The sequence below is a fragment of the Burkholderia sp. R-40 genome (assembly GCF_049942845.1).
Lineage (GTDB): Bacteria > Pseudomonadota > Gammaproteobacteria > Burkholderiales > Burkholderiaceae > Burkholderia > Burkholderia ambifaria.
Genome location: NZ_CP187968.1, coordinates 808,903 through 827,218, shown reverse-complemented (window position 1 = coordinate 827,218; position 18,316 = coordinate 808,903). Strand labels below are relative to the sequence as shown.

The following is an 18,316-nucleotide window of genomic DNA, read 5'->3' as shown; positions in this document are numbered from 1 at the left end:
TCCGCACGTTTTCGACCGACTCTGATCCTTTTCTTCAGATCTGTGAGCAGGCATTCTGCGCAATCTTTGTTCCCGAAGCCTGGTCGATACGGAGTTCACTGCCCGAAGGGCGGATCCGCGACCCCCGCGCATCGCGAGCGGGACCTTGTCTACGGCGTCCTCACCTTTATCCGGAAGCATTCAGCGTGAAATCGAAGTTCCTCGTCGCGGGCCTTGTGGCCGGCATCGCCCTCGACCTGTTCAGCGGCGCCGCAGTCGCCGCCTGCGTCAACAATCCGCCGGCTCAGTCCAACGCGTCGTTCCCCGGTGCACTGACCGGCAAGCTCGTCTATCACAGCTATGTCAAGTACGGCGACGGCACGAGCCAACTGTTTTTGTACGACTTTTCCGCCCGCACGCTCACGCAACTGAGCAAGAGCAGCTGGGGCATCACCGATCCGATGAATGGCGTGTTCAGCCCCGACGGCAAGTGGCTCGCGTTCATGGGGATCAGCAACGGCGCGTGGAACGTGTTCATGCTGCAGCTTGGCGCCGGCACGCCGCCCGTCAACCTGACGAACAGCAGCGGCGCGACGCGCAACGAGGATCCGAAGTTCGCAGCCGACGGCAAGACGCTCGTGTTCAAGCAGAACGGCGACGTGAAGCAAGGCACGCTGTCGTACACGAGCGCGGGCCCGGTGTTCACGTCGGTCGTGAGCCTGACGAACGCGCCGGCCGGCAGCGAATACTCGATGCCGTTCCTCGCGCCGGACGCGAGCGCCGTGTACTACGCGACGGGCACCGGCTCGAACATGGGGCTGATGAAGCGCACGATCGCGACCGGCGCCACGGCGGTATTCGATCATCCGGCCGGGCTGCAGACCTACTATCCCATCGTGCGGCGCGATGGCATGGTGTTCTATGCGCGCTGGAAGGACAGCGGCGGCGCGGACCAGATCTACGCGAAGACCGCGGATCCGGCGTCGACACCGAACGCGCTGCCGATCAACGATTGCATGAGCAACAACTCGGACCCGGCACCGGTGAGCGGCACGAACTACGTGTTCTTCTCGTCGACGACGGCGGGCGGCTACCAGCTCTACGTGGGTGACGTGACGACCGGCCAGCGCTGGAGCCTGTCGCAATTCGGCGTGAACGCGGATACGACCAAGGCGAAGCTCGGCGCGAGCTACTACGGCGGCCCGGCGGCCGCGCAACCGACGCTGCTGTCGCAAGGACGTCCGGCCGCTGCATCGGCGAGCTACAACGCGTCGCTCACGCCGGACAAGGCATTCGACGGCAACACGACGAGCACGCGCTGGGATTCGCCGGAAGGCGCGGGCGTCGGTACGGAATGGATCTCCGTCGATCTCGGCGCGGTGAAGAAGGTCAGCAGCGTCGATCTCTACTGGGATGCGGGTGCGCTCGTCTACCAGATCCAGACGTCGAACGACAACGCGAACTGGACGACGGTTTATTCGACGAACAACGGCGTGTCGTACGGTCACGTTACGCTGCCGAACCTCAACGCGCAGGGGCGCTACGTGCGGATGCTCGGTACGAAGCGGGCGACGCAGTGGGGTTATTCGCTCGACGAAATGCAGGTGTGGGGATCGTAAGCGCGAGTTGGAAGTGGCCTTCAAGGTTGCTTCATAGTGTCGGGCCCATTGCTGCTGCGATCGCTGAAATGTAGCAAGTACCGGTGTCTCGATGTTTCGGGAAATCGCCGGGCGAGCATTCTGTCAATTGCGGGCGATGGGCTGACCGGACGAGGGAAGGCGCTGGAATTGCAGGAAGAAACGGCCCGCTTTGTGCGGGCCGGGCCGCAGGGTCTGTTTTACCTCAAGGCGTCTTGGGTATCGGGTTCAGGTTCGGGCAGCAGTGATCGGGGCACCCAGGGCCGAACGTAATCTCGACGCGCCGCCCCGTATCATCGAACTCGCTCGCGGGAAATGGCAATTTGTAGATTCGTGCGATGACGGAATTTCGCTCGCCTCGAATCGAAAATTGATCCAACGCAGCCTTGACGTTCGTGGCCCGTTGTTGAGCAAGGGCTTTCGGATCTTTCTCCGTCGGTTCTGCCAGCCCGACAACTGACACCAAATCGATAATGGAAAAGCGGTTGTGCATGTCGGTTGACCACGCTGACAGCTTAGCCAGTTCGGCGATAGACAGGTCGCTCGAATCCTTGTCGAATCGAACATCAAAATCCCAGCCGGGCATGTTCGACGGACCATCACACGCTGATGCCGTATGTGCGCAACTCAACGCGAGTACGGTGGCTGTCAGTAATTTAGTCAATGTCAACGACATACCCCGCGATGCTGTCGGCGTTGTTGATCGCCAAGTCAGGATTTGATTGCCCCCAACCGGGGAGCAACGGGGTAATCGTGTATTGGTCATCGGTGGACGACATAGTGTCGTGGAAATGGGTTGCTTCATGAATGATAGTTGATACGTGTGAATCAGCATTCGCGGTCCACGGGCGCATCGTGCAGAATCGCGTGCCGATCGCGATCGTATGCGTCGCTGTGTCCGGCGCACATACGTGAGCGGCTTCATTGGTTGTTCCGCGCGGATGAGGCGTGCAACCTGTCGCCAAATCGCCGTCACTGCCGCTTCGAACGATATTGTTTTCATTCAGTGCACGAACTACTCCAAGCACTTTCGTCAGGCCAGTGAGCAAGTGCATTCGCGTTCTCTCGTCATCTCGGCCGAACCACTTGAACAAGCGATCCTTGTCGCGCTCTGACCATCTGTTCAAATCCGCGATGCGAATCGTCAATCGATCGACCGCGCGTCCTTGTGCCACTGCAAACATCTTGCGGAATTCGGAGTTCGTCATGTTCTCGCAGATCGGCCGCAGGTCAACGTCTGCGAAATGCTGCGATCCTGCGATGGTGTTTGTCGTTGTCTCGGCAACGGTGGTTTGCTTCCCCATCTTCTCAATCCTCGATTGCAAGCTTCAAAGTCTGCGTGCCTTCGGTCTGCACGCGCACGGTACAACCGTGCCGATCACTCACGCCGGACGCAAGCACGTTCCCGGATCGATCCTTGATCCAATAGCGCACGTTGCTTAACGGCTGCTTTGTCCGAACGTCGCGGATCACGAACTGTTCGTCATGGATACCCGACCCGGGCGCGTATCTGGCGTGCGCGGATGCGGAACGCGCGGCAAACGGGTTCGCTGCATTGCGGCTGCCGCCATCCCCGTAAAAAATTGTGCTGTCACTACCTGCAATCAGTCTGTTTTTCCCGCATGGACAGAGCACCGTGTCACCCTCCAGCGCCACACACCGCCCGTGGTGAATCATGTGCTGCGCGCCGCCCACGATCGGGAACGCCCCTTCGCAATTTCCGCATGTCGCCTTGTCGCCATCCACGGCGACGCGCTTGCCATGATTGGACATCGTGGACGTAACGGCGATGACGACGCCGCCCGTGGTCGTCGGGTCGCCGTTTCTGACTGCTCGTCTGCTCATAGTCGCTTCCTCAATCGAAGTGGGTGAAGACCCAGTTGGCCGACTCGCGGTCATGGCTCGCGTATCGATCGATCGCGGCCCCTTCAACGGCGATGGTCGGCGGCGTATGTGCCGACGCTTCCGCCTCGGCGGAAGAGCCATAGAAGTTCGCCGTTAACGATTGACTTGTATATGAGACGAGTATGATTTTCCGTTCGGAATCCGAGTAAATATCGGATGCCGTGATAATCGGAAATGATTGGGGGATGGCGAGCGCCCAATCGAGCGCCGACGTTCACGCACTCCGCGCGAAGGTGTACGGCAATCTCGACCGTGATTGCGTGCGGTGATCAGTGCCTGTCCGCCCGTGCATGAGAATTTTTGTTCTTATATCGTCGACAGCGCGCTAGGGGAGGCTCTATTCAGCGGATGCGCTGGAATGATTCGAACGGCGACTGCGGCGACTCGGAAGCGCGGGCGATGTGCCGCATCGACGAATCGTTCGCGCCCAACATCATGGGCAATGCGAGGACGATGGCATCGTGAACCCGTTTACGCAATCGCGGCTCGCGCTGCAATCGGCGCGACGCCGTGCCGATGCTCGGCGAACGCTTGTTTGCGACGGGCGTACTGTGAAGGCGGCAAACCCGCCGGCATGGGTCATGCCGTTAGGCGACGTGGCTCAAATACGTTGCGCCACGCCCGCTTCACATATGAACCAGATGCGCCGGAAAAGCCGCCGCCCCGCCCGTCACACCCTGCGAGAGCGGCGCGACCTGCTTGCGGCGCTCGCGCGTCGGCGCGACGCCGAACGCGTCGCGATAGCTCTTGCTGAAGTGGCATGCCGACTGGAACCCGCACGCCATCGTGATGTGCATGATCGACATGTCGGTCTGCAGCAGCAGCTCGCGCGCGCGGCGCAGCCGCAGCGTCAGGTAATAGTGGGTGGGCGTCATCCCGAGGTGCTCGCGGAACAGCCGCTGCAGCTGACGCTGCGACATGTTCGCAAGCCGCGCGAGCTCCTCGCGCGACAGCGGCTCCTCGATGTTGTTCTCCATCAGCGAGATCACTTCGAACAGCGACTTGTTCGCCGAGCCGAGCCGCGCGACGAGCGGCATCCGCTGCTGCGCGCTCGTGTCGCGCACGTGTTCGACGATGAACTGCTCGGCGATCTGCGTGACGCGCGCGGTGCCCACGCGCGCGGCGATCAGGTTCAGCATCATGTCGAGCGGCGCGACGCCGCCCGTGCACGTGATGCGGTCGCGGTCGACCACGAACAATTCCTTCAGGAAGCGCGTGTCCGGAAACTCTTCCTTCAGCGCCGACATGTTTTCCCAATGGATCGCGCACGCGTAGCCCGCGAGCAGCCCCGACTTCGCGAGTGCATAGGTGCCCGTGCACAGGCTGCCGAGCGGCAGCCCCATGCGCGCGAAGCGGCGCAGCGTCGACAGATGGGCGGGCGTCGTCGCGCGCTGCACGTCCACGCCGCCGCACACGAAGACGATGTCCGGCTGCCCCACGCACTCGGCCGGCCCCGTGTCGACCGTGAGTCCGTTGCTCGCCGTGACCGGTCCGCCTTCGGGGCTGATCACCGACCAGCGGTAGAGCGGTTGCCCGCTCAGGTAGTTCGCCATCCGAAGCACCTCGATCGCATTGGTGAACGCGATCATCGTGAAATTCGGCAAAGGCATGAACGCGAAGTGGGACAGCGACGCTGTGCGGTCGGGGGACATGGGGGCGTTCCTAGAATCTCTAATAGCTTTTCGCCCGAAGGGCACGGATCGGGCTGCCGTATTGTGTGAGCGAGCGCAACAAGCGTGCCATACGGCTAAACCCTAGCTCCATACGTTGTATGGGCTTGACGTCCATGCTGCACTGCACCGTAAGCGGGCCGCGCTGCACCCCGGATGCACAGCGCAGGCACCGCCGAAGTGCTTGTGCAAAGCGAACGGCAAACGGCAGCGCGATCGCCCATGCGGAAAAGCACGACCGGTCACTTGTACAAAACGGACGCGCATGGCGGAAAAGGCCAAGAACGCGTCTAAATTCATCAATCCGCCGAAAATCCGAACGACAAGAATAGAGCCGTCGGCAGCCTTGCACTGGATGCGCTGGAAACCCAGGTTTGGCGGGCCTCGAGCTTCGGTTTCACGCCCTTTATTCTTCGTCACGGACGCACTATGTCGAACACCCAGCCTTTCTTCTCGCAGCCCCTTGCCGAGCGCGACGCGCCGGTGCGCAGCGCCATCCTGAAGGAGCTCGAGCGCCAGCAGTCGCAGGTCGAGCTCATCGCGTCGGAAAACATCGTGTCGCGTGCGGTGCTGGAGGCGCAGGGTTCGGTGCTGACCAACAAGTATGCGGAAGGCTATCCGGGCAAGCGTTACTACGGCGGCTGCGAATTCGCGGACGAAGTCGAGGCGCTGGCGATCGAGCGCGTGAAGCAGATCTTCAACGCCGGCTACGCGAACGTGCAGCCGCACTCCGGCGCGCAGGCGAACGGCTCGGTGATGCTCGCGCTGGCGAAGCCGGGCGACACGGTGCTCGGCATGTCGCTGGACGCCGGCGGCCACCTGACGCACGGCGCGAAGCCGGCGCTGTCGGGCAAGTGGTTCAACGCGGTGCAGTACGGCGTGAACCGCGACACGATGCGGATCGACTACGACCAGGTCGAAGAACTCGCGCACCAGCACAAGCCTAACCTGATCATCGCCGGTTTCTCGGCGTATCCGCGCGCACTGGACTTCGCACGCTTTCGCGCGATCGCCGACAGCGTCGGCGCGAAGCTGATGGTCGACATGGCGCACATCGCGGGCGTGATCGCCGCCGGCCGCCATGCGAACCCGGTCGAGCACGCGCACGTCGTCACGTCGACCACGCACAAGACGCTGCGCGGCCCGCGCGGCGGCTTCGTGCTGACCAACGACGAAGAGATCGCCAAAAAGATCAACTCGGCCGTGTTCCCCGGCCTGCAGGGCGGCCCGCTGATGCACGTGATTGCCGGCAAGGCCGTCGCGTTCGGCGAAGTGCTGCATGCGGACTTCAAGACCTACATCGACAACGTGCTCGCGAACGCGCAGGCGCTCGGCGAAGTGCTGAAGGCGGGCGGCGTGGATCTCGTCACCGGCGGCACCGACAATCACCTGCTGCTGGTCGACCTGCGCCCGAAGGGCCTGAAGGGCGCGCCGGTCGAGCAGGCGCTGGAGCGCGCGGGCATCACCTGCAACAAGAACGGCATTCCGTTCGACACCGAGAAGCCGACCGTCACGTCGGGCATCCGCCTCGGCACGCCGGCCGGCACGACGCGCGGCTTCGGCGTCGCGGAGTTCCGCGAAGTCGGCCGCCTGATTCTCGAAGTGTTCGACGCGCTGCGCGCGAACCCGGAAGGCGACGCCGCGACCGAACAGCGCGTGCGCCGCGAGATTTTCGCGCTCTGCGAGCGCTTCCCGATTTACTGATCGACGACCCCCACAAAAGCAAGACTGGAGCGAGAGGCAGATATGAGCACGCTGCATCAGGACAGCATCATCATCGACGGACTGAACATCTCGAAGTTCGAGAAGCCGGTGTTCGAAGACATGCGCCGTGGCGGCATCACGGCCGCGAACTGCACGGTATCGGTGTGGGAGAACTTCACCAAGACCGTCGACAACATCGGCGTGATGAAGCAGAAGATCCGCGAGAACAGCGAGCTGCTGACGCTCGTGCGTACCACGGACGACATCTTCCGCGCGAAGAAGGAAGGCAAGACCGGGATCATTCTCGGCTTCCAGAACGCGCACGCGTTCGAGGACAACCTCGGCTACATCGAGGCGTTCGCCGACATGGGCGTGCGCGTCGTGCAGCTTTGCTACAACACGCAGAACCTGGTCGGCACCGGCTGCTACGAGCGTGACGGCGGCCTGTCGGACTTCGGCCGCGAAGTGATCACCGAGATGAACCGCGTCGGCATCATGGTCGACCTGTCGCATGTGGGCGGCAACACGTCGTCGGAAGCGATCGCGTTCTCGAAGAAGCCGGTGTGCTACTCGCACTGCCTGCCGTCGGGCCTGAAGGAACATCCGCGCAACAAGAGCGACGCGCAGCTGAAGGAAATCGCCGACGCCGGCGGCTTCGTCGGCGTGACGATGTTCGCGCCGTTCCTCAAGCGCGGGATCGAAGCGAACATCGACGACTACATCGAGGCGATCGACTACGTCGTGAACCTGATCGGCGAAGACGCGGTCGGCATCGGCACGGACTTCACGCAGGATTTCGCGAAGGAATTCTTCGACATGCTGACGCATGACAAGGGCCGCTATCGCCAGCTGACGAACTTCGGCAAGGTGATCAACCCGGACGGCATCCGCACGATCGGCGAATTCCCGAACCTGACCGCGGCGATGGAACGCCACGGCTGGAAGGAGTCGCGCATCCGCAAGATCATGGGCGAGAACTGGGTGCGCGTGTTCAAGGACGTGTGGGGCGCGTAAGCGTCCGCCCGCCCGAACCGCCACCCGCGATTCAACACAAGAAAAATCGGGACGTGCCCGCGCAATTCGCGCGGGCACGCGGACGATGTCGCGCCTGAGCCGCGCGGCCAATTTTCCTCACGGAGTCACCACGATGCAACCGCAACTGCCGATCAACGTCGATCCCGATACCGGCGTCTGGACCACCGACGCGCTGCCGATGCTGTACGTGCCGCGCCACTTCTTCACGAACAATCACGTCGCCGTCGAGGAAGCGCTCGGCGTCGACGCGTATGCCGAGATCCTCTACAAGGCCGGCTACAAGTCCGCATACCACTGGTGCGACAAGGAAGCGAAGCTGCACGGGCTGACCGGCATGGCCGTGTTCGAGCACTACCTGAAGCGCCTGTCGCAACGCGGCTGGGGCCTGTTCTCGATCATCGAGGCCGACCCGGCCAGCGCGCGCGCGAAGATCGAGCTGCGCCACTCGTCGTTCGTGCTCCAGCAGCCGGGCAAGGAAGGCAAGCTCTGCTACATGTTCGCGGGCTGGTTCGCCGGCGCGATGGACTGGGTCAACGACACGACGCCGGAAGGCAAGGGTGCGCCGCGTGCGCAGTCGAAGGAAGTGCAGTGTGCGGCCGAGCATCACGACCACTGCGTCTTCGAAGTGTCGCCGCTCGCGCACTGACGCGCTGACGATCCGACACAGCAACACAACAACACCCGCAACACGAGACATTCGAACGCCAGAGGTCGCCTGCGATGCGTTATCCCCACCTGTTCAAACCCATGCAGCTGAACCAGTTGACGCTGCGCAACCGGATCGTCAGCACCGCCCACGCGGAGGTGTATGCCGAGCCGGGCGGCCTGCCGGGCGACCGCTACATCCGCTACTACGAAGAGAAGGCGAAGGGTGGCGTCGGCCTCGCGATCTGCGGCGGCTCGAGCCCCGTGTCGATCGACAGCCCGCAGGGCTGGTGGAAGTCGGTGAACCTGTCGAACGACAAGATCATCGACCCGCTAACGCGCCTGGCCGACACCATGCACAAGCATGGCGCGAAGATCATGATCCAGGCGACGCACATGGGCCGCCGCTCGTCGTTCCACGGCGAGCACTGGCCGCACCTGATGTCGCCGTCGGGCGTGCGCGAGCCGGTGCACCGCGGCAACGCGAAGATCATCGAGATCGAGGAAATCCGCCGCATCATCGGCGACTTCGCGGCGGCGGCAAAGCGCGTGAAGGCGGCCGGCATGGACGGCATCGAAATCTCCGCCGCGCACCAGCACCTGATCGACCAGTTCTGGAGCCAGCGTTCGAACCATCGCACCGATGAATGGGGCGGCAGCCTCGAGAACCGCCTGCGCTTCGGCATCGAAGTGCTGACGGCCGTGCGCGAAGCGGTGGGCAAGGACTTCTGCGTCGGCCTGCGGATGTGCGGCGACGAATTCCACGAGGACGGCCTCGATCACGAAGCGCTGAAGGAAATCGCGCAGGCGATGTCGGAGACGGGCCTGATCGACTACCTGAGCGTGGTCGGCTCGGGCGGCGATACGCACAACACGATCGCCAACTGCATGCCGCCGATGGCGCTGCCGCCGGAGCCGTTCGTGCACCTCGCGGCCGGCATCAAGTCGGTGGTGAAGATCCCCGTGATGCACGCGCAGAGCATCCGCGACGCGGGCCAGGCCGAACGCCTGCTCGCGAACGGCATGATCGACCTGGTCGGCATGACGCGCGCGCAGATCGCCGATCCGCACATGGTGATCAAGATCCGCGATGGCCGCGAAGACGAAATCAAGCAGTGCGTCGGCGCGAACTACTGCATCGACCGCCAGTACAACGGCCTCGACGTGCTGTGCATCCAGAACGCCGCGACGTCGCGCGAAGCGACGATGCCGCACATCATCGAGAAGTCGCGCGGCCCGAAGCGCAAGGTGGTGGTGGTCGGCGCGGGCCCCGCGGGGCTCGAGGCCGCACGCGTCGCGAAGCTGCGCGGCCACGACGTGGTGCTGTTCGAGAAGAACGCCGAAGTGGGCGGCCAGGTGATGATCGCCGCGAAGGCGCCGCAGCGCGAACAGATGTCGGGGATCATCCGCTGGTTCGACATGGAAACCAAGCGCCTGGGCGTCGATCGTCGCCTCGGCGTCGCCGCCGACGAGAAGATGATCATGGCCGAGAAGCCGGACATCGTCGTGCTCGCCACGGGCGGTTCGAGCTTCACGTGGCAGGTGCCGGCGTGGGGCGTGGCCGAGGGCCTGGCCGTCAGCTCGTGGGACATCCTGACCGGCAAGGTCGAGCCGAAGGAGAACGTGCTGCTGTTCGACGGCGTGAGCACCCATGCGGGCGCGGGCGTCGCCGACTTCATGGCGAGCCGCGGCTCGAAGGTCGAGGTCGTCACGCCCGACGTGAAGGTGGCCGACGATTGCGGCGGCACGACGTTCCCGATCTTCTATCGCCGCCTGTATGCGCTCGGCGTGATCCCGACGCCGAACACCATGCTCGATCGCGTGTACGAGGAGGACGGCAAGAAGATTGCCGTGCTGCGCAATGAGTACACCGAAGAACTGGAAGAGCGCGCGGTCGACCAGGTGGTGATCGAGAACGGTTCGTCGCCGAACGACGAGCTGTACTGGAAGCTCAAGCCGGAGTCGGTGAACCGCGGCCAGATCGATCCGCACACGCTGTTCGCGGCCGAGCCGCAGCCGTGCCTGTCGGAAGAACTCGGCAACGGCCGTTTCCTGCTGTTCCGTGTCGGCGACTGCATCTCGATGCACAACGTCCACGGCGCGATCTATGACTCGCTGCGTCTCGTGAAGGATTTCTGAAAATGAATCCGTCCTTCCTCATTACCGCACTGTTGTGGCTGTCGGTGGCGGGGCTCGCGTTCGCGGTCGCGAAGCGCTCGTCCTACTGGCGTCTCGGCCGGGCCACGGCGCCCGGCTCGTTCGGTGTCGCGAACCTGTTCGCGATCCCGAAGCGCTACTTCGTCGACCTGCACCACGTGGTCGCCCGCGACCCGTACATCGCGAAGACCCACGTCGCCACCGCCGGCGGCGCGATCGGTGCGCTCGCGCTGGTGTTCGTCAACTACGGCCTCGCGATCTACTCGCCTTGGCTCGACAAGCTGATCTTCCTCGCGGCGCTCGCGATGCTCGTCGGCGTGGTGTTCGTCTGGCGCCGCCGCGCGGCGAAGAACGTGCCGGCCCGCCTGTCGCGCGGCCCGTGGAACGCGCTGCCCTGGCTGCTCGGCTCGTTCGCGCTCGGCCTCGTGCTGTTCATGGTCGTGCCGACCGGCGCGATGTCGGGGGCGTTCGCGGTGCTCTGCGCGCTGCTGATCGGCGCCGGCGCATTCACGATGACCATCGGCGCCGCGAAGGGCGGCCCGATGAAGCATGCGATCGCCGGCCTGCTGCACCTCGCGTTCCACCCGCGTCAGGAGCGTTTCGCGGCGACCCGCGACTCATTCACGGGCAACGGCACGGCAACGCCGCCGACCGCGCTGAAGCTGCCGGACATCGAGCACGAGGAATACGGTGTCGCGAAGCCGGTCGAATTCCGCTGGAACCAGCTGCTGAGCTTCGACGCGTGCGTGCAGTGCGGCAAGTGCGAAGCCGCGTGCCCGGCGTTCGCCGCGGGCCAGCCGCTGAACCCGAAGAAGCTGATCCAGGATCTCGTCGTCGGGATGGCGGGCGGCACCGATGCGGCCTACGCGGGCAGCCCGACGCCAGGCCTCGCGGTCGGCCAGCATCGCGGCGAGCCGAACGGCCCGATCGTATCCGGCCTGATCGAGGAACAGACGCTGTGGTCGTGCACGACCTGCCGCGCATGCGTGCAGGAATGCCCGATGCTGATCGAGCACGTCGACGCGATCGTCGACATGCGCCGTAACCGCACGCTGGTGCACGGCACGGTGCCGGGCAAGGGCCAGGAAGTGCTCGCGAACCTGCGCGAGACCGGCACGATGGGCGGTTACGACGCAGCCGCGCGCTACGACTGGTCGGTCGACCTGAGCGCACCCGTCGCGCAACCGGGCAAGCCGGTCGACGTGCTGTTCGTCGCGGGTGAAGGCGCGTTCGACATGCGTTACCAGCGTACGCTGCGCGCGTTCGTGAAGGTGCTGAACAAGGCAGGCGTCGACTACGCGGTGCTCGGCGGGACCGAGACCGATACCGGCGACGTGGCACGGCGCCTCGGCGACGAAGCGACGTTCCAGCGGATGGCGAAGCGCCTGATCGGTACGCTCGGCACGCTGTCGTACAAGCAGATCGTGACGGCCGACCCGCACGTGATGCACAGCCTGCGCAACGAATACCGCGCGCTCGGGCTGCGCGTGACGGTCAAGCATCACACGACCTACCTCGCAGAGCTGGCCGAGAGCGGCAAGATCGCGCCGAAGGCCGTCGAGGCGCTGCGCGAGAAGCGCACCACGTATCACGACCCGTGCTACCTCGGCCGCTACAACGGCGAGACGGAATCGCCGCGCAAGCTGTTGAAGACGATCGGCATCCAGGTCGTCGAGATGGAGCGCAACGGCATGCGCGGACGCTGCTGCGGCGGTGGCGGCGGTGCGCCGCTGACCGACATCCCCGGCAAGCAGCGTATTCCGGACATCCGCATCGCCGACGCGCGCGCCATCGGCGCGGACGTGGTCGCGGTCGGTTGCCCGAACTGCACGGCGATGCTCGAAGGCGTCGTGGGCCCGCGCCCCGACGTGCTCGACGTGGCCGAACTCGTTGCCGCCTCGCTGGAGTGAATCGATGAACACGATCAAACGAATCGATCCGCGCCGGCCGTTCATCATCACGGCCGCGGGCCTGAAGCGCATCACGCTCGGCCAGGAAGGCAGCGCCGATGCGAGCGCCGCGCAGTGGTCCGCTCACGGTCATGGCGCCGCGGCCGCGAAGCCGCGCCGCGCGGTGCAGGACCCGAAGCACGTGATGCTGGTGGTGGCGCACACCGAGCGCGGCGCGCTCGACGACCATTCGCGCCAGGCGATCGCCGCCGCCGCGGTGCTGGCCGACGCCCAGACGGAAGTCGCGCTGCTGGCGTTCGGCGAACTGAAGGATGACGCCGCGGAACTCGGTGTCGACAAGCTGATCGAGCTGCCCGACTTCGACCGCCGCGCATTCGCGCCCGAAAGCGAATTGCAAGCATTGCAGGCCTGCGCCGCGGCGCTCGCGCCGAAGCACATGTTCGTGCCCGACAACGCGACCGGCGACGGCGATCTCGGCCGGCGTTACGCGGCCGCCGCCGGCGCGAGCGTCGCGACCCACGTGGTCGAGATCGACGCGAAGCATGTCGGCGCATATGCGCAGGCCGGCCGTGCGTTCGCGACGCGCGGCTTGCCCGACGTGATCCTGCTCGCGCAGAACGCGGTCGAGGCGAAGCTGCCGTTCGTCGGCGCGGGCGATCGGCTGGCCGCGGACTTCATCCGCCCGGCCGGCGACACGGCGCAGCCGTACCGCGATCTCGGCCTCGAGGAAATCGACGCCGCGCAGGTCGCGCTGGAGGAAGCCGACTTCATCGTGTCGGCCGGTAACGGCGTGTCCGACATCGACGCGTTCGAGCGGCTCGCCGGCGCGTTCGGCGCGGCGATCGGCGCGAGCCGCGTCGCGGTCGACAACGGTCATTTCACGCGCGACAAGCAGGTGGGCGCGACCGGCAAGACGGTCGAGGCCAGCGTGTACATCGCGTTCGGCATCTCGGGCGCGGTGCAGCATCTGCAGGGGATCAAGGACTGCCGTCACGTGATCGCGGTCAACCTCGACGGCAGTGCGCCGATCGCCAAGCGCGCGAACCTGACGGTGGTGGGCGACGCGCAGGCGACCATCGCCGCGCTGATCGACGAGGTGCAGGCCGCGCGTGCGTCGCGCGGACAATCGCCGACCGCGGTCGGCGCCCGTGAATCCGAAGGAGTCGCAGCATGAACGCCCCTCGCCAGTTGCAACGCATCGCGGTGCTCGTGTCCGTGGGCCGGCACCCGGTCAGCGGCACCGCGCGCTACAGCCGCAACGACGCGGCCGCGCTCGAGGTCGGCCGCCAGCTCGCCGAGAAACATCGGGCCCAGCTCGACGTGATCCATGCGGGCGACCCCGCCAATGAAGCGCTTGCCGAATACCTTGCGCTCGGCGCACGGCAGGTCGAGGTGCTGGCCTGCCGCGACGGCGACGATGCCGCGCATGCGCTCGCCGCCCGCGTCGAAGGGTACGACCTCGTGCTGACCGGCACCCGTGCGGAAGGCGCGTACGACACCGGCATGCTGCCGTATCGCGTCGCCGCGACGCTCGGCTATCCGCTCGTCGGCTCGGCCGTCGACGTGACGGTCGACGGCGGCCGCGCGGCGGTCCGGCAATTCTTGCCGAAAGGGCTGCGGCGGCGCGTCGACGCGGCGCTGCCGGCCGTCGTCGCGGTGCATCCGCTCGCCAACGTGGAGCCGCGCTACGCGTATGCGCGGCTGCGGGCCGGCGCGATCCGCCCGCTGCTCACGGCGACCGGCGCGGACGCCGATGCGGCCGCGTGGAAGGTCGGCGCGATCGAGCGTAAACCCGTAAAACTGGTCGCCGCCGAGAAGCGCTCCGGGCATGCGCGGATGCTGTCCGCGACGACGACCGAAAGCCGCGGCGGCAACGTCGTAAATGAAGGGAGTTCAGTCGAAAAAGCACAAGTGATACTCGCGTATTTGCGCGAGCATCAGCTCATCGACTACTGAATTTGGTGCCTGTCGGCAAGAACCCCAGGGATGCAAGGAATCCGGAGCAAACGATGAAAGTATCGGCAGACATTCGTGCACTGATCGCGCGACGCAAGGAAGGCCACAGCCTCGAGGCGCCGTTCTATACGAGCGAGGAAATCTTCGCCCTCGACATGGAGGCGATTTTCCGCCAGCACTGGATCCAGGTAGCGGTCGAACCGGACATTCCGGAGCCGGGCGACTACGTGACCGTGGAACTGGGCAGCGACTCGATCCTGATCGTGCGCGACGACGACATGGAAATTCGCGCGTTCCACAACGTGTGCCGTCACCGCGGCGCGCGTCTGTGCAACGAAGACAAGGGCTCGGTCGGCAACATCGTGTGCCCGTACCACAGCTGGACCTACAACCTGACCGGCCAGCTGATGTTCGCCGAGCACATGGGCGAGAAGTTCGATCGCTGCAAGCACAGCCTGAAGTCGGTGCACGTGCAGAACCTCGCGGGGCTGATCTTCGTCTGCCTCGCCGAGGAGCCGCCGGTCGATTTCGCGCAGCTGCGCGCCGAGATGGAGCCGTACCTGCTGCCGCACGATCTGCCGAACACGAAGATCGCCGCTCAGGTCGACATCATCGAGGAAGGCAACTGGAAGCTCACGATGGAGAACAACCGCGAGTGCTATCACTGCGTCGCGAACCATCCGGAGCTGACGATCTCGCTGTACGAATACGGCTTCGGCTACCAGCGCTCCGACGCGAACGCCGAAGGCATGGACGCATTCGCCGAAACCTGCGTGCGCCGCGGCAAGGAGTGGGCCGAGATGGGCCTGCCGTCCGCGGAAATCGAAAAGCTGAGCGACGTGACGGGCTTCCGCACGCAGCGCCTGCCGCTCGACCGCCACGGCGAATCGCAGACGCTCGACGCGAAGGTCGCGTCGAAGAAGCTGCTCGGCAAGTTCGATCAGGCCGACCTCGGCGGCCTGTCGTTCTGGACGCAGCCGAACTCGTGGCACCACTTCATGAGCGATCACATCGTGACGTTCTCGGTGATTCCGCTGTCGGCCGGCAAGACGCTCGTGCGCACCAAGTGGCTCGTGCACAAGGATGCGAAGGAAGGCATCGACTACGACGTGAAGAACCTGACGGCCGTGTGGAACGCGACCAACGACCAGGATCGCGCGCTCGTCGAATTCTCGCAGCGTGGCGCGACCAGCAGCGCGTACGAGCCGGGCCCGTATTCGCCGTTCACGGAAGGTCTCGTCGAAAAATTCTCGGCCTGGTACATCGGCCGGCTCGCCGAAAAAACCGGCGCGTAGTAGTCAGCGGACAGCAAGCGGAGTCAATGATGAAACAACCCCAACGCTCACTTTGCTCGCTGCCCCCCGAGGGGGCGGTCAACCTCCTTGGGGCGGCCCGGCGGAGGTTGGCATGATGCGAGATGCAGCCAATTTCGAGCCGGCGGAAAGCCGGGTGACGCACCCGGCATTCTGGACCGCGCTGCCGGAGCGCTGGACGAGCGACGTCGAGGAAACGCTGGTGTGCTGCCAGGTTCGGCAGGAAACCCATGACGTGAAGAGCTTCTTCTTCCGTTCGCCGCAAGGCCGTGCGTTTTCGTTCGAGCCGGGGCAGTTCATCACGCTCGAGCTCGACATCGAAGGCGAGACGATCAACCGCTGCTATACGATCTCGTCGTCGCCGGCGCGTCCGCACACGATCTCGATCACGGTCAAGCGCGTGCCGGGCGGCAAGGTGTCGAACTGGCTGCACGACAACCTGCGCCCGGGCGCGTCGGTTCGCGTGCTCGGCCCGGCCGGCGAATTCACGTGCGCACGGCATCCGGCGCGCAAGTACCTGTTCCTGTCGGCCGGCTCGGGCGTCACGCCGCTGATGTCGATGAGCCGCGCGCACCATGATCTCGCCGAGGATCGCGACATCCTGTTCGTGCACAGCGCACGCACGCCGGACGACATCATCTTCGCGCGCGAGCTCGACCTGATCGCGTCGAATCATACGAACTTCCGCACGTCGTTCGTCGTCGAGCGCGTCGGCGCACGCACCAACTGGCCGGGCGTCACGGGCTTCCTGACGTTGCCGCTGCTGAAGCTGATCGCACCGGACTTCATGGAGCGCGAGATCTTCACGTGCGGCCCCGCGCCGTACATGAAGGCCGTGCGCGACCTGCTCGACGAAGCCGGCTTCGACCGCAAGCAGTACCACGAGGAAAGCTTCTCGTTCGAAACGCTCGCGCAGACCGCGAGCGACGAGGTGCTCGCCGAACTCGTGCCGTTGGCCGACGGCGGCGACGTCGCGACGAAGCAGTACACGGTCAGCTTCGCGAAGAGCAACCGCGAAATTTCCTGCGGCTCCGGGCAGCACGTGCTCGACGCGGCACGCCAGTCGGGCGTGCGGCTTCCGGCGTCGTGCACGCAGGGCATGTGCGGCACCTGCAAGGTGAAGCTCGTGTCGGGGCAGGTGGAGATGAAGCACAACGGCGGCATCCGCCAGCGCGAGATCGACCAGGGGATGGTGCTGCTGTGCTGCAGCAAGCCGCTGTCGGATCTCGTGATCGACAAATAAGCAAACAAGCCATCGGCTGTCCGGGCGCGTCGCGTCCGGACAAGCATCCGTCGGAAAAGAACGATACCGCGGATTTGTGGTTGAAGAACCTAGAGAGGCAACGCGCGGTGAGCGCATATCAAGGAGATCGACCATGAAGCTGTTCGGAAAACTGTTGTGGACGGGCGCGGTGTCGGCCATGGTGGCGCTGAGCGCGTCAGCACTTGCGGATACGAAGCCGACGCTGAAAATCGGCTACGTCGAAGGCTGGGATGACAGTGTGGCGACGTCGAACGTCGCGGCACGCGTGATCGAGAAGAAGCTCGGCTACGAGGTGAAGCTCGTGCCGGTCGCGGCCGGGATCATGTGGCAGGGCGTCGCGCGCGGCGATCTCGACGCGACGCTGTCGGCCTGGCTGCCGGTCACGCACGGCTCGTACTGGAGCGAATACAAGAGCAAGGTCGTCGACGTCGGCGCGAACTTTCCCGACGCGAAGATCGGCCTGATTGTCCCGGATTACGTGAAGGCGAAGAGCATCGAGGATCTGAACGCCGAGAAGAGCAGCTTCGGCGGCCGGATCGTCGGCATCGATGCCGGTGCGGGCGTGATGCGCAAGACCGACGAAGCGATCAAGAACTACGGGCTGAGCTACACGCTGATGCCGAGTTCGGGCAGCGCGATGACGGCCGAGCTGTCGCGCTCCGTCAGTGCGAACAAGCCGGTGATCGTGACCGGCTGGGCGCCGCACTGGATGTTCGCGAAGTGGAAGCTGCGCTTCCTCGAGGATCCGAAGAAGGTGTTCGGCGGCGCGGAACACGTCGACAGCGTCGTGAACCCGCAGCTCGAAACGAAGGCCAAGCCGGTCGTCGCGTTCCTGAAGAAATTCCAGTGGAAGCCGGGCGAGATCGACAGCGTGATGCTCGCGATCCAGAACGGCTCGAAGCCGGAAGCGGCCGCCGATGCGTGGATCGCAGCCCATGCGGACCGCGTGAATTCGTGGACCGAAGGCACCCAGTAACACGCGACGCTTCATTGCGCGCATCACTATAAAAAATACGCCGGGAATGGCATGCAGGAATCCGAAACAATCGTGATTCAATGCGGCCATATCCCGGAATTCTTTTACTGATTCTGCAAGAAATGGCGTAAGTTGTTACACTACGGCCCTTGTGCGGAGTCATCT

Annotated in this window: 15 protein-coding genes; 11 read left to right on the top strand and 4 right to left on the bottom strand. The window is 64.7% G+C overall.

The annotated features are described in order from the left end of the window. Positions 1-185: 185 nt before the first annotated feature. Positions 186-1,598, top strand: coding sequence for a discoidin domain-containing protein (locus tag ACP26O_RS20120; RefSeq protein ID WP_175663332.1), 1,413 nt, complete (start codon positions 186-188; stop codon positions 1,596-1,598). Between the two features lie 223 nt (positions 1,599-1,821). On the opposite strand, the gene ACP26O_RS20115 is transcribed toward ACP26O_RS20120, so the two are convergent. The 4 genes from ACP26O_RS20115 to ACP26O_RS20100 form a co-directional block, all read right to left on the bottom strand. Next, positions 1,822-2,202 (bottom strand): hypothetical protein, encoded by a 381-nt coding sequence (locus ACP26O_RS20115; protein WP_175663333.1) that lies wholly within the window; start codon positions 2,200-2,202, stop codon positions 1,822-1,824. Between the two features lie 70 nt (positions 2,203-2,272). Continuing rightward, a complete protein-coding gene (locus tag ACP26O_RS20110) occupies positions 2,273-2,920 on the bottom strand; it encodes a M35 family metallo-endopeptidase (protein ID WP_175663334.1) in 648 nt (215 codons plus the stop codon). A 4-nt stretch (positions 2,921-2,924) separates the two neighbouring features. Continuing rightward, entirely contained in the window at positions 2,925-3,461 is a 537-nt protein-coding gene (locus ACP26O_RS20105; protein WP_006756077.1) for a PAAR domain-containing protein, read from the bottom strand. A 686-nt stretch (positions 3,462-4,147) separates the two neighbouring features. Beyond that, a complete protein-coding gene (locus ACP26O_RS20100; RefSeq protein ID WP_175663335.1) occupies positions 4,148-5,173 on the bottom strand; it encodes a GlxA family transcriptional regulator in 1,026 nt (341 codons plus the stop codon). A 447-nt stretch (positions 5,174-5,620) separates the two neighbouring features. Between ACP26O_RS20100 and ACP26O_RS20095 the strand changes: the two genes are divergently transcribed. The 10 genes from ACP26O_RS20095 (at position 5,621) to ACP26O_RS20050 (ending at position 18,151) form a co-directional block, all read left to right on the top strand. Then, the gene (locus ACP26O_RS20095; protein ID WP_175663336.1) at positions 5,621-6,895 is read left to right on the top strand and encodes a serine hydroxymethyltransferase; all 1,275 of its coding nucleotides are present in this window, start codon (positions 5,621-5,623) and stop codon (positions 6,893-6,895) included. Between the two features lie 42 nt (positions 6,896-6,937). Then, complete coding sequence (locus ACP26O_RS20090; RefSeq protein WP_006749549.1) at positions 6,938-7,909, top strand: dipeptidase; 972 nt, start codon at positions 6,938-6,940, stop codon at positions 7,907-7,909. Between the two features lie 133 nt (positions 7,910-8,042). Continuing rightward, positions 8,043-8,576: a DUF5943 domain-containing protein gene (locus ACP26O_RS20085; RefSeq protein ID WP_011659468.1), complete on the top strand. Its 534-nt coding sequence runs from the start codon at positions 8,043-8,045 to the stop codon at positions 8,574-8,576. 74 nt (positions 8,577-8,650) lie between these two features. Then, complete coding sequence (locus ACP26O_RS20080; protein WP_012366734.1) at positions 8,651-10,714, top strand: NADH:flavin oxidoreductase; 2,064 nt, start codon at positions 8,651-8,653, stop codon at positions 10,712-10,714. A 2-nt stretch (positions 10,715-10,716) separates the two neighbouring features. After that, the gene (locus ACP26O_RS20075; protein ID WP_011659466.1) at positions 10,717-12,642 is read left to right on the top strand and encodes a (Fe-S)-binding protein; all 1,926 of its coding nucleotides are present in this window, start codon (positions 10,717-10,719) and stop codon (positions 12,640-12,642) included. Between the two features lie 4 nt (positions 12,643-12,646). Next, complete coding sequence (locus ACP26O_RS20070) at positions 12,647-13,816, top strand: electron transfer flavoprotein subunit alpha/FixB family protein (protein WP_175663337.1); 1,170 nt, start codon at positions 12,647-12,649, stop codon at positions 13,814-13,816. Then, positions 13,813-14,598, top strand: a complete 786-nt coding sequence (locus ACP26O_RS20065; protein ID WP_011659464.1) for an electron transfer flavoprotein subunit beta/FixA family protein — start codon at positions 13,813-13,815, stop codon at positions 14,596-14,598. Before ACP26O_RS20070 ends, ACP26O_RS20065 begins: the two co-directional genes overlap by 4 nt. A gap of 53 nt (positions 14,599-14,651) precedes the next feature. Beyond that, a complete protein-coding gene (locus ACP26O_RS20060; protein WP_011659463.1) occupies positions 14,652-15,893 on the top strand; it encodes an aromatic ring-hydroxylating oxygenase subunit alpha in 1,242 nt (413 codons plus the stop codon). Between the two features lie 112 nt (positions 15,894-16,005). Further along, a complete protein-coding gene (locus tag ACP26O_RS20055; protein WP_175663338.1) occupies positions 16,006-17,154 on the top strand; it encodes a hybrid-cluster NAD(P)-dependent oxidoreductase in 1,149 nt (382 codons plus the stop codon). 133 nt (positions 17,155-17,287) lie between these two features. Then, positions 17,288-18,151, top strand: a complete 864-nt coding sequence (locus ACP26O_RS20050; RefSeq protein ID WP_006749541.1) for a glycine betaine ABC transporter substrate-binding protein — start codon at positions 17,288-17,290, stop codon at positions 18,149-18,151. Positions 18,152-18,316 lie beyond the last annotated feature (165 nt).